The sequence below is a fragment of the Pseudoruminococcus massiliensis genome (assembly GCF_900291955.1).
In the GTDB taxonomy this organism is placed as follows: Bacteria; Bacillota; Clostridia; order Oscillospirales; family Acutalibacteraceae; genus Pseudoruminococcus; species Pseudoruminococcus massiliensis.
Genome location: NZ_OLMR01000001.1, coordinates 80,061 through 91,306 on the forward strand (window position 1 = coordinate 80,061; position 11,246 = coordinate 91,306).

The 11,246-nt window shown below is 35.5% G+C and carries 13 protein-coding genes; 7 read left to right on the top strand and 6 right to left on the bottom strand.

Annotated features, from left to right (window positions below; translation table 11 throughout):
• Nucleotides 1-175 precede the first annotated feature (175 nt).
• The 4 genes from C9914_RS00350 to C9914_RS00365 all read left to right on the top strand — a co-directional run bounded on the left by C9914_RS00350 (nucleotide 176) and on the right by C9914_RS00365 (nucleotide 3,491).
• On the top strand, nucleotides 176-874 hold the full coding sequence (locus C9914_RS00350) for a signal peptidase I (RefSeq protein WP_022264846.1): 699 nt from the start codon (nucleotides 176-178) through the stop codon (nucleotides 872-874).
• A gap of 131 nt (nucleotides 875-1,005) precedes the next feature.
• The gene (locus C9914_RS00355) at nucleotides 1,006-1,971 is read left to right on the top strand and encodes a hypothetical protein (RefSeq protein ID WP_106762688.1); all 966 of its coding nucleotides are present in this window, start codon (nucleotides 1,006-1,008) and stop codon (nucleotides 1,969-1,971) included.
• Nucleotides 1,972-2,061: 90 nt separating this feature from the next.
• Nucleotides 2,062-2,940, top strand: a complete 879-nt coding sequence (locus C9914_RS00360; RefSeq protein ID WP_106762690.1) for a hypothetical protein — start codon at nucleotides 2,062-2,064, stop codon at nucleotides 2,938-2,940.
• Entirely contained in the window at nucleotides 2,937-3,491 is a 555-nt protein-coding gene (locus C9914_RS00365; protein WP_106762692.1) for a signal peptidase I, read from the top strand. The genes C9914_RS00360 and C9914_RS00365 overlap by 4 nt, the downstream gene beginning before the upstream one ends.
• Nucleotides 3,492-3,498: 7 nt before the next feature.
• Here the strand turns inward: C9914_RS00365 and spoIIR are convergent, their stop codons facing one another.
• The 4 genes from spoIIR to C9914_RS00385 form a co-directional block, all read right to left on the bottom strand.
• Nucleotides 3,499-4,116 (bottom strand): stage II sporulation protein R, encoded by a 618-nt coding sequence (gene spoIIR / locus C9914_RS00370; protein ID WP_106762693.1) that lies wholly within the window; start codon nucleotides 4,114-4,116, stop codon nucleotides 3,499-3,501.
• Between the two features lie 133 nt (nucleotides 4,117-4,249).
• Complete coding sequence (gene ispE / locus C9914_RS00375) at nucleotides 4,250-5,116, bottom strand: 4-(cytidine 5'-diphospho)-2-C-methyl-D-erythritol kinase (RefSeq protein WP_106762695.1); 867 nt, start codon at nucleotides 5,114-5,116, stop codon at nucleotides 4,250-4,252.
• Between the two features lie 31 nt (nucleotides 5,117-5,147).
• Nucleotides 5,148-6,335 (bottom strand): aminotransferase class I/II-fold pyridoxal phosphate-dependent enzyme, encoded by a 1,188-nt coding sequence (locus C9914_RS00380; RefSeq protein ID WP_022264852.1) that lies wholly within the window; start codon nucleotides 6,333-6,335, stop codon nucleotides 5,148-5,150.
• Nucleotides 6,335-6,817, bottom strand: a complete 483-nt coding sequence (locus tag C9914_RS00385) for an Lrp/AsnC family transcriptional regulator (RefSeq protein ID WP_022264853.1) — start codon at nucleotides 6,815-6,817, stop codon at nucleotides 6,335-6,337. The genes C9914_RS00380 and C9914_RS00385 overlap by 1 nt, the downstream gene beginning before the upstream one ends.
• Before the next feature lie 365 nt (nucleotides 6,818-7,182).
• Between C9914_RS00385 and C9914_RS00390 the strand changes: the two genes are divergently transcribed.
• Nucleotides 7,183-7,605 (top strand): CBS domain-containing protein, encoded by a 423-nt coding sequence (locus tag C9914_RS00390; RefSeq protein WP_022264854.1) that lies wholly within the window; start codon nucleotides 7,183-7,185, stop codon nucleotides 7,603-7,605.
• 67 nt (nucleotides 7,606-7,672) lie between these two features.
• Entirely contained in the window at nucleotides 7,673-9,076 is a 1,404-nt protein-coding gene (locus tag C9914_RS00395) for a spore germination protein (RefSeq protein ID WP_106762697.1), read from the top strand.
• A gap of 583 nt (nucleotides 9,077-9,659) precedes the next feature.
• Here C9914_RS00395 and C9914_RS00400 read toward each other — a convergent pair.
• Together C9914_RS00400 and C9914_RS00405 are read right to left on the bottom strand one after the other, a co-directional pair.
• Nucleotides 9,660-10,181: a spore maturation protein gene (locus tag C9914_RS00400; RefSeq protein ID WP_022264856.1), complete on the bottom strand. Its 522-nt coding sequence runs from the start codon at nucleotides 10,179-10,181 to the stop codon at nucleotides 9,660-9,662.
• On the bottom strand, nucleotides 10,165-10,791 hold the full coding sequence (locus C9914_RS00405; protein WP_022264857.1) for a nucleoside recognition domain-containing protein: 627 nt from the start codon (nucleotides 10,789-10,791) through the stop codon (nucleotides 10,165-10,167). Before C9914_RS00405 ends, C9914_RS00400 begins: the two co-directional genes overlap by 17 nt.
• 176 nt (nucleotides 10,792-10,967) lie before the next feature.
• Here C9914_RS00405 and C9914_RS00410 point away from each other — a divergent pair, with 176 nt between their 5' ends.
• Nucleotides 10,968-11,231: an AbrB/MazE/SpoVT family DNA-binding domain-containing protein gene (locus C9914_RS00410; protein WP_022264858.1), complete on the top strand. Its 264-nt coding sequence runs from the start codon at nucleotides 10,968-10,970 to the stop codon at nucleotides 11,229-11,231.
• The last annotated feature ends 15 nt before the right edge of the window (nucleotides 11,232-11,246 follow it).

Consider the following 11,246-nt stretch of genomic DNA (forward strand, 5'->3'; position numbering starts at 1 on the left):
AAATTTAACTTAATATTACAACTATAATATCTATATATAAATTAAAATGCTACTATAATATATAAAAATCAGTATTAATTATCAACTAATTGAATTTTTTATTTTTATATGTTAAAATATTGCTAAACATAATTTATTTATAGTTAAATTTTTAGCTAAAAAGGGAATGAATATAATGAAATATAATTCTACGGAAACCACTATTGAAGCAGTTTCCGATAAAAATTCCAAGACCGATAAGAAAAATTCTTCTAATAAAGCTTTTACTATCCTTGGAATTATCGCTTGCATCATACTTGCACCTATATTGATTTTAAATATAATTCTTATTATACAAGGCTTTACAGTAGATAGTAATTCTATTCCAAATATAGGCGGAACTTTTCCTCTTATAGTAAAATCGGGTTCTATGAGTGGTACTGTTGAAACTGGCGATTTAATGTTTGCACATACCGTTGAAGATACCTCATCTTTTAAAAAAGGTGATATTATAGTATATTGGGATAAAGCAGAGGGCGGTTCTCTTGTAACCCACAGAATTATAGAAGTAACTAAAGATGATGACGGAAAGCTTGCCTATCGCACAAAGGGTGATGCCAATGCTACCGCCGACGCAAAGCTTGTTTATCCTGAAAAGATTATAGGTACATATCAAGGAAAAATTACAGGCTTGGGAAATGTTGCTCTATTTATGCAGACTATTCCTGGATTGATTATATGTGTTATTCTTCCACTCGCTATTTTTGTTATTTATGATATTATAAGACGCAGACACATTCAAAAATCCGAACAAACCGAAGCTGCTGCACTTATGGCTGAAATCGAAAGACTTAAAAGTGAAAAGGCTAAGCTTGAATCAGAAAGCAAAAATTAAATCTGTTTAAAGAATCTAACCGCCGATTAGATTTTTTAATAAATCTGAGTAGTTGCTTACTCAAAATGCCCAAAACAGAAAGATTCATACGGTCTGCTTGGGTAAATACTTAATAAAGGAGAGATTAAAGTATGAAAAAAAATAAGACACTTCGTGCCGCAGGTATACTTTTTCTTGCAACCATGCTTACTACTTGCATGACAGCAGGAACCTTTGCTAAGTATACAACAAGCGACAGTGCAAACGATTCTGCGAGAGTAGCAAAGTTCGGCGTTACAGTAACCGCAGATGGTTCACTTTTTGGCGAAGAATACGCAAGCAAAGAAGGTGGCGACAAGCCTATCAACTTTAGTGGCGACGCAAACACAGGTACCGTACAGGTTTCTACTCAAGGAGAAAATGTTGTTGCTCCTGGTACTAAAAATGATACTGGTTTAGGCTTCGTTATATCAGGCAAACCTGAGGTTGATGTTGAAATAAATACAACTGTCGATATCGATACAGTTAAAACTGTATACCTTAGAAAAGGTTCCTACGCTGTTATGTCAAAGCTTAATAATGTAACTGAAGAAAACTTTGTTCCAGAGAGTGTTTATGTCAAAGAAAGTGATTCATATAAACATCCTACTGAATATGCTGCAGATGCAGAGTATTATAAAGCAGTTAACAAATTATCCTTTAATGACTATGATTATAACCCAATAGTCTATCAATATCAGGACGAAACTGGCGAACACTTTCAAGCTTATGATGATTTGAAAAACTTGTGTGATGCCATAAATAGAGATAACCCAGGAATAACTTGTGATGGTAAATATAAGGCAAATACAGACCTTAAAACCTGCACAAGAACTCTTACTTGGTACTGGCTAATTAGTAATCCTGAGAGCCCATATTCCCCTAAAGACCCATTAAAAGACGCTAAAGACACTATTCTTGGCGATATTGCTGCCGGAAGTATCGTTGTAAAAACTACTGATGATGGTGCAACATATTCACCAGTCGAAGCAGCTACAGGTACTACAGCGGCTACAAAAGGCGATTATAACCTCACTGTCAGCTTTAATATGGCTGTTACAGTAGACCAAATCGACTAATAATACTAAAACTTCAATCTATACTGAGCCAACTGTCCTCTGGGACAGTTGGTTCGCATATGGACTGAATTTTTTGAAGGAGGTATCGCTATGAATAAAGCTAAGAAATCTTGGTTTGTAGCTATGATTTTGTTACTCTTTATTATTATAACTGGTGATATTGTAATAAACATTGCATTCTCTACAAGCACCAATCCAACTTCAAACAAAACCATAAGCCTTACAAATAATGCTCCTATTTATAATAAGGCCTATGCACAAAATAGTATAGAAAGCTTTCCCCTCTCTCAAGGCTATATTTCTGATTCATCAAAAAATGGGGGTTTGTCTGTTTCTGATTCTGAACAGACATGGACTACCAACACAACAGTAAATATCTTTGAGCATAACGACCCTCGTGTTTCAACTGACGGAACTGGAAGTGCTAATCATACAATAGCTCCCGGAACAGAAAACAACTATGTATTTAGTCTTAACAATGACAAGGAATACGCAATTAAATATAATCTGAATATATCAGGTGAAAATGATAGTGAATATGAAATTCCTGTTATGGTTCAGGTTCTTGATGCCAATGGCAACTCTCTTTCTGGAGATATGAAGCCTATTAAAGAGCTTAATTCTATAAGCTCCGATGGAAATGTTAAGCCTTATTCAAGCACACAATATCAAATCCGTTGGAAATGGGATTTTGAAAATGGTACTGATGATTATGATACATTTCTCGGAAACAAAGCTGTCGATGAAGAAATAGCTTGCCATATAAATATTAGTGTTATATCTGAATACGATTATGACGAAAGCTCTGTTGAGTCTGATTCAAGTGATACTCCATCAGATAGTTCAACTATTAAAACGAGTGATAACAGGAGCTTTGCATTATACATTGTTATATCAATTTTTAGTGCTATAACAATCGCATTGATTATCATTTCCAGAAAAAAACACAATGGAGATTTCAAAAAATGATGAAGAAGATTTTGAAATATACTGCAAAACTATTCGGATTTCTTATAGCTTCAATTATGATAGGCTATTGTGTTTTTATGATGAATTCAAGGTTACTTCTTCACGAACAATTACCTATGCTTGCAGGTTATGGAAATGCTGTTGTACTCTCAGGAAGTATGAAACCTGCAATCAGCGTTAATGATTGGCTTATTATACACGAGCAAGAAAATTATGAGGTCGGCGATATTATAACATTTATAGATAATGACAATATGCTTGTAACCCATAGAATTATAAGAATCACTGATGATGAAATAATCACTCAAGGTGACGCTAATAATATACGAGATAAGGCTATTTCAATAGAGCAGGTTAAGGGAAAGGTTATTAAGATTTTTCCAAAGGTCGGGTATGTAATCTCATTTGTGCAAAATCCATTCTTTATTGTAACTATCATAGTTTTGGTTTTTGTACTTATGGAACATTCCTACTCTAAGGAAAAAAATAAAAAATCCGAAAACCTCGAAGCTTTGAAAGCCGAAATAGAAAAGTTAAAATCAGAACAATAAACTACTATTAAAACAAGCTGCAAAGCCAATCTGAAAAACTCGAAACCACTTCTACTACTCCAAAACGAATTTCGTAGCCGTTGCTATTCTCGTTGTTATCAACTATACACTTTTCAGAATCTGGAAGTTCATTCTGCAATTCATTGCCCTCCGCTGACGGCAAACATAGTGCTGGAAACATCACACACCACCAGTTATGTCCGCTACCGCTACCTATAATAATTCTTACAGCGTCATAATCTCCGGCAGGAAGTGTAAAATTTTCATAAATACGAGTATTGAATTTATCATTTACAACCTCGGCTCTGACGCTGTAATTATAACCTTCTGCCCTGATAACACGCTCTGCTTCGGCTATAATTTCAGGCAAATCTGCCTTTGCCATTTTTATGGCTTCTTGCTTTGATGATGTATCACCAAAAATTTCTGGGCTTATTTCTAAAATAGCATCTCTGACTTTTAGCTTTAATGCTTGGTCTGATTCTGAATCAGAATTTGCCAAGATATGTAGTCGCAAAACTCTCGATTCTATATCCTCACAAGCTCCCGCAAATGATACTACCGAAAATGTAAACGCCATAACTAATGCTGTTGCTACAAGTTTAAATATAATTTTTATTTTCATAAAAAATCCCGTCCTTTTCTTTGCTGTTGCAAAGATTATGGACGGGATTTTATAATTTTATTCTTATATAAATTCAATAAAATTAAAAATTTTGATCAAGCCCTTTAAAAGCTATTATTAAATTTATATAACTTTATCCAAAAAAGACCTCTGAAACTGGTTCTGCTTTATATACATACTCGTAATCATCATCAAGCCTTTTTGCACAATCATCACGCATATTATCATTATCGAAAATACCGAATACCGCTGAACCACTTCCTGTCATAGTCGCACCTAAAGCTCCACAATCAAGCATTATCTGCTTGATTTTCTCAACCTCCGGCAAAGCCATAACGACTTCAAATTTATTATAAAGATGTTTAGCAACACTTTTTATATTTGCTTCACAAATGGATTCTGTAATTTTATCCATTCCTTTTATTGCTGAAAATTCGGGTGAATCTGATTTTTCATAGGCATCCTTAGTGCAAACTCCAATATTTGGCTTTACAATCACCAGATAACATTCTGGTAAATCTGGCAACGGGCTTAGGATTGTTCCTATTCCGCTTGCAGACATTGTTCCGCCGTAAACACAAAACGGAACATCTGCACCAATTTCTGCTCCGATTTCTGCAAGTTCCTTGCGAGAAAGCTCTGTGTCATAAAGCTTATTCAATGCATGAAGCACTGCAGCCGCATCTGTACTTCCTCCGCCAAGTCCTGCCTCAGTCGGAATATTTTTCTTAATCTTAATCTCAATGCCCTTGTTTTCTTTTTCTGTTTCTTTAAAGAAAAGCTCAAAAGCCTTATATACTGTATTGGTTTCATCAAGTGGAATATTCTCATCTGAACATACGATTTTAATATCACCATCATCTGTGCGAGAAACTGTTATCTCATCGCAAAGACTAATAGACTGCATAACCATAGAAACTATATGATAGCCATCACTGCGTTTTCCTCTTATATCAAGAAAAAGGTTGATTTTCGCTGGGGCATCAACATTAACCTTCATTTAGAGCAACATCCTTTCAAAAAATCACTTTTTAGGAATCCATAGCTGGAGCGTCTGGGTCATTTATAAACATTTCAATTCTGTTTAATGCTTCCATAATATGTCCGAGTGAGTAGGAATATGATACTCGGATATATCCTTCTCCACAATCACCAAAAGCTGTTCCCGGTATAACGGCAACTCGTCTTGATTTGATTAGCTTAGTGCAAAACTCTTCACTGGTAAGGCCTGTACTTTTTATTGATGGGAAAATATAGAAGGCTCCTTCTGGCTCAAAGCAAGTGAGTCCCATTCGTGTGAAACCATCTACTATAAGTCTGCGACGAATATTATACTCATTACGCATATACTCAATATCGCCATCACCATGTCTTAAACCCTCTATTGCAGCATACTGTGCAGTAGTCGGAGCACTCATAATAGCAAATTGATGAAGCTTTGTCATCTGCTCTATGATTTCCTTTGGACCAAGAGCATATCCTAAACGCCAACCTGTCATAGCATATGATTTTGAAAATCCGCTTATAACTATTGTTCGTTCTGCCATACCCTCAAGTGATGCAATAGATATATGTGGTGTATCGCCATATGTAAGCTCACCATAAATTTCGTCAGAAAGAACAAACAAATTATGCTTGCGAACAACCTTTGCAATTTCTTCGAGATGCTCTTTTCTCATAACCGCACCAGTTGGGTTATTAGGAAAAGGCAAGATAAGAAGCTTTGACTTAGGTGTAATCTTACTTTCAAGCTCTTCAGCAGTAAGCCTGAAACCGTTTTCTGCCTTTGTTTCTATTGTAACAGGAATACCGTCTGCAAGTCTTGTTAAAGGATTATAGCATACAAAGCTTGGTTCTGGTATAAGAACCTCATCACCCTCTGAAACTATTGTTCTTATAGCACCATCAATAGCCTCTGAACCACCAACAGTTACAAGAATCTGTGTGTCAGGGTTATATGTTACATTGAAACGACGCTCAAAGTATTTTGAGATTTCCTGTCTTAATTCAGAAAAACCTCTATTTGGTGTATACCATGTTTTTCCTCTTTGAAGTGAATCTATACCAGCCTCACGAATATGCCAAGGTGTCTGAAAATCAGGCTCACCCACGCTGAGAGAAATTACATGACCCATTTCATTTGCAATATCAAAATATTTTCTTATGCCCGAAGGCTTTACTGTTCGTATTTTATCATTAATAAATCTATTGTAATCCATTAAAGCTCCATACTCCTTTGTTCTTCGTTACAATCATCAATAAAAGAAATTCCGCTCTTTTTATATTCCGTAAGAACAAAGTGTGTCGCTGTTGATACAACTGAATCTAAGGTAGAAAGCTGTTTTGCGACAAAGCTCGAAACCTCTTGTATATTAGCTCCTCTGACAAACGCTATAAGGTCAAATGTCGCCGACGCCGCAAGATATACACTATCTACATTATCAAAAGACGCAACTATTTTTGCAGTTTCGTCAAAGCCTGTTTCCGCCTTTGGTGTAACCTTGATTTCAATAATAGCATTAACGCCTGCATTCTGAAGCTTGCTTCTGTCGATTATTGTACTTGTCCCCTTAATAACGCCTTTTTGCTTATAATCTTCAATCCTTTTTTTTATCTCGGTTTCTGTTTCATCAAGCATAGCCGCAAGCTGTGAATAGGTAAATTGTGCGTTATCTTCAAGAAGTGTTAATAGCTTATCCATAAACAATCTCCATTCCGCCACAGAGTTCATCTTTGAGCTTTGCAGCATTAAAGTATTTAATTTCAAAGCACAAAATATAGCTTGCTCTAAAATTATACTTTCAATTATAACTCATATCTTGCAAATTTTCAACGGCATTTTGAAAATCGAAAATTGTAACAAAATTAGACACAAAAAATATTTTTTAGCACTTAATTTTTTATAAAAGATTGATTATAACTCTTTAATATGTTACCATTAATAAGAAATAATTTAATAAGTTTAATATAATAAAAAAATATAATCAAATTAAATATATTCCAATCCAAGAAGAATAAATCTCTTTAAGCTAATTTAATTACTCTAATATAACAAGGAGGCTATATATGAATATACTGTTTTTTCTTAAACATAAGGCTACTGTTGCATATCTCTATGATGATTGTTCTATCAGGCAAGGACTTGAAAAAATGCACGCCCATGGTTACACAGCAATTCCTGTTATAACTCGTGAGGGAAAATACATAGGTACAGTAAGTGAAGGAGATTTCCTTTGGTATATTATTCTCAAGAAAACTCAAGAACAAAATCTTAAATCGTTAGAAGAATGTCACATAAAAGATATTATAAGAAATAAGCGTGATAGAGCTGTAAGGGTCAGTGAAACTATGGATAATCTTCTCAATATGGTTATGGAGCAAAATTTCGTACCAGTAGTTGATGACAGAGGTATGTTTATAGGAATTATCACAAGAAAAGATATTATAAAATATTTCTATGATAAAGAAAAGAAAGCTTTAGAAAGTTAACTAATGAATAAAACTCCTTTATTTGCAAATAATAGCAATATATCCGCAAATAAAGGAGTTTTATGCTTTGGGCAAAAATATTATAGATAAAATCAGCAATGGAATTTTTGCAAAGGAAAGTTTCGATATTATAGAAAGAAAAATCATTATTTGCAACAGAGATTCCTGCTTATTTTTTGTTGATGGACTCATCAATGATGAGGTAATGGAAAAAATTATAGAATTTTTCTATTCTATAAATAATGAAAGTCAGCTTTCTAACTTAAAAGCCTTTTGCGAAAAAAGTGTACCTTATGTTGAGGTTTCTGCTGAAACGGATTTTGATAAAATTTATACTGGTATTCTTTCTGGTATTATGGCTCTTGCTATAGATGGTTTAGACGGAGCTATTATGCTCGATGTACGCTCATATCCACAAAGGGATTCCTCTGAGCCTGAAAAGGACAAGGTATTGCGTGGCTCTCGTGACGGATTTGTGGAAACTTTAGTTGCAAACACAGCACTTGTACGCCGTAGAATAAGGGATATAAATCTCCGTATGAAATATCTTTCCGCTGGAATTGAAACAAAAACAGATATTGTCCTTTGCTATATGGATAACAAAGTTGATAAAAAACTTCTTGCAGAAATTACACAAAAAATCGAAAATGCTTCTGTTGAAGCTTTGACTATGACTATGCAAAGTCTTTCAGAGGTTATTTATAGGCACAAATGGTATTCGCCATTTCCTAAGGTTAAAAATACAGAGCGTCCTGATGTAACCGCATCAGCTGTACTTGACGGCAACATTGCTATCCTAATTGACAATGCTCCCTCTGCCCTGATTATTCCGACTTCTATTTTTGATATTTTAGAGGAGGCGGATGACTATTATTTTCCACCGCTCACAGGAACTTATATAAGACTTTCTCGTTATATCGTAACTATCGCATCGCTTTTTATAACACCTATATGGTTACTTGCTTTAAAATATCCAAGCTATATTCCTGAGGTCTTTGCTTTCATAGTTCCGTCGGACCCTATAAACATTCCAATATTCTGGCAGCTTATGATACTTGAACTTGCAATAGACGGTTTAAGGCTTGCAGCAATAAATACACCAAATATGCTTTCAACACCTTTGAGCATAATTGGTGCAATAGTTTTGAGTGATTTTGCTGTACAATCAGGTTGGTTTATCAGTGAGGCTATGCTTTATATGGCTTTTGTGGCTATTGCGAACTATTCACAGCCAAGCTATGAATTAGGCTATGCAGTAAAATTTATGCGAATAATGATACTTGTTTTAACTGAGATTTTCGAAATATACGGTTTTATTGCAGGTATAGTGCTTACATTTGTTATAATGGTATGCACTAAGACTATTTCTGGAAAAAGCTATCTATATCCATTGATACCATTTAACAGAAAAGAGTTTTATAGAAAGATAGTAAGAACAAGGGCTGCGGCAAACGGCAATATAAAGAAATAGCAGCGAGCCACTGTCCCAAGAAACGGTGCGTGACCGCACAGGAGAAGACACAGAATCGCTCAAAACTTTCAAAATAAGTTTGTTGATGCGGTTAGAGAAACTACCGTTTAGCTAACTAAACTTATCTTAGACAATTAAAAGTTTCGCTCGAGCCTTTTTAAAGGCTTGCGGTTTCCAAAGGCAGAGCCTTTGGTGGGTTTTAAGGGCGAAGCCCTTAACATACTTTGCTCCTAAAGGGCGGACTTTGTCCGCCCTTATTGACTAATGTTGATAACAAAAGAAATTTTAGTGGCGAACAAAGTTCGCCACTAAGGAGGCAAGACAAGTTAAGGGCGTTGCCCTTAAAACCCATGAGGGACTCCGTCCCTCAACCCTGCGAGCCTTTAAAAAGGCTCGAGCGAAACTTTTAATTGTCTTAGATAAGTACATTAGCTAATCGGTAGTCCATTGGTAATTACTTCAATCGCATCAACAAACTTATTTTGAAAGTGTCGAGCGAGACTTGTCGAGCGATTACGCGTCTTGACTGCAGAGGCACTCCGCCTCGAGCGAAACTTTTAGCTGTCTTAGAGAAGTGCTTCAGCTAATTCCCTAAAAGCCTTATTGTCAAAGGAGCTAATACCATACCTGCAAAATCTGACATCAATGCCGCTGGTATAGTATATCCTGTTTTTTGTATACCGACCGAACCATAATAGACCGCTATAGCATAAAATGTGGTTTCTGTTGAACCGGCTATAACAGATGCTGTTCTTCCGATAAAGCTATCGGGAGAAAAACTTTTGAATAAATCATTTAATAAAGCAAATGAACCACTTCCAGATACAGGCCTCATAAGTGCAAGTGGTAAAATTTCACTTGGAAATCCTAATGCACTTGTAACTGGTGACAACAAATCTGTCAATATTTCAAAAAAGCCTGATGCTCTTAACATAGATACTGCTGTTATCAAGCCTATTAACGAAGGTGCTATCGAAAACATAGAAACTATTCCCTCTTTTGCACCATCTGTAAACGCTTCAAAAAGCGGCACTTTTCTGCAGAATCCGAAAATAATTATTAAAGCTATGGAAACTGGAACTACAAGATTACCTATTATTTCCATTTTTACCACCTCTATTCGAGTGCAATCTTCTTCTTTCGACAGGAGCTTCAAAGCATTTTGCTGTTATTATTCCTACAAAAAGCGACAAAAAAGAAACTATCCATATAGCGACTATAATATCAAATGGCTGTTTCGAACCAGCAGATGCTCTCATAGCGGCAATTGTTGTCGGAATTAGTTGAATTGATGCAGTATTCAATACAACAAACATAACCATACTTCTATTTGCAATTTCGGGTGTTTTATTTTCCTTTTGCATCTCTTTCATTGCGACAATTCCAAAGGGTGTTGCGGCATTTCCAAGTCCAAGAAGATTTGCCGCCATATTTGCACAGATTGCCTTTAATATTGGACTTTTCGGCTTATAATCTGGGAAAAGAATACGCAAAAACGGTGAAAATACTTTTGCAAGAATGGCTGTTATTCCACCTTTATCAGCAATTTTCATAAGCCCTGACCAAAGAGCCATTACTCCCAAAAGAGAGAGTGTAAGCTCAATCGCCTGAGCCGCTCCATTTAGAGCAGCCGAGGAAAGCTCCTCCATTTTGCCAGTATATATCGAACATATAAGGCTTACTATCAGCATAGCACCCCATATATAGCCAAGCACAAAGCCTCAACCTCGTTTCGGATTTTATTACTATTTTTATGCTTCGACAATGTGAATTTATGAAATAAATTTCTCGACAATCTATTGACAAAATTGGAAAAAAATAGTAGAATTAAGTAAAGTTTGGAAATAATCGTCTGATTATTTCATAAATCCACGCAAAGGAAGTTATGATTATGAGAAATTCCGGTTATGTAAGACAAGTTGATTCACTTGGTCGCCTTGTTCTGCCTATTGATTTGAGAAAGGCTCTCGGTGTTCAGTCGGGTGACTCCGTAGAAATCTTTCTTGATGGTGACAACAAAAGAGTTATTCTGCAAAAATACAATCTGCCAATTCCTACTTGTATTTTCTGTGGCTCTCAGAAAGATGTTATCAGCTTTAAAAATCAGAATGTTTGCAAGACTTGTATGGACGAAATTACTGCCAATAAAAACTAAAAATTTCTGAAATAC